Genomic DNA, 855 nt, shown 5'->3' on the forward strand with positions numbered 1-855 from the left:
GGCCGTCTCCAGCGCGGCGGAATAGTCGTTGCGGGGCGAAGCCGCCGCCAGAATCACACCCACCTTGCCAAGGGCGTTCACAGCCCGCAGCGTCAGCAGGTCCGGTGCGCCAGGCCCTACGCCCACGCCATACAAAACTCCTGTCATGGTCTGCTCTCTTGTCGTGTCATCAGCATTGTTACGAAAATTCAAGGGGCTACCCGAGAGTGCAAAAAACGGCCCAGCTCTTCGGCGGCATCCACGGCGCGCGGGCCGGGACGGGCAAAACGTTCTTCATCCACCACAAGCACCCTGCCTTCACGAACTGCGCGCAGGTTCCTGTAGTGCTGGCGCTGATCCAGCGGCTGCGGTTCGGGATTCATAGGGCCACGCTGCATAATATAGACATCGGGGTCTGCCGACGGCAGGACCTCTTCGTTAAAACGCACCAGCTTTTTTTCGTCAGTGATCACGTTGTGCCCGCAAGCGCGGAATATTATGTCATTGACGATGCCGCCGCGCCCTGCCCCCAACAGATTGGGATAACGCACTTCGTAAAAAACTCTCACCGGCTCCACGCCCGCATAGCGGGCTTCAAGGGCCGCAAGGCGCTCCCGCCAGGCAGCCACAAGAGCGGATGCCTCGTTTTCTCGCCCTGTGAGGCGACCGAGCTTTTGCAATACGCTAAACATCTGCTCAAAGGAATTCATTTCAAAAACAAGCACATCAATCCCCAGAGAGCGCAGATTTTCCGTCTGCACGAGCGCCTCGTTGCGGCCCGCAAGCTGGATGACCAGATCGGGCGCATGGCGCACCACAAGTTCCGCATTGGGGCGCATGTGCGTTCCGATGGCGGGCAGATGCTCAAGCCCCGGC

Annotated in this window: 2 protein-coding genes; both read right to left on the reverse strand. The window is 59.9% G+C overall.

Annotated features, from left to right (window positions below; all coding sequences use genetic code 11):
- On the reverse strand, nt 1-147 hold a 147-nt coding region (locus tag V6C16_RS14425; RefSeq protein WP_333543585.1), incomplete at its 3' end, for an SAM-dependent methyltransferase.
- A gap of 41 nt (nt 148-188) precedes the next feature.
- Nucleotides 189-855, reverse strand: a 667-nt coding sequence (locus V6C16_RS14430) for an ABC transporter substrate-binding protein (protein ID WP_333543584.1), incomplete at its 5' end; no start/stop codon positions are given.

It is taken from the genome of Desulfovibrio sp. 1188_IL3213, from assembly GCF_036763145.1.
Taxonomy (GTDB): domain Bacteria; phylum Desulfobacterota; class Desulfovibrionia; order Desulfovibrionales; family Desulfovibrionaceae; genus Desulfovibrio.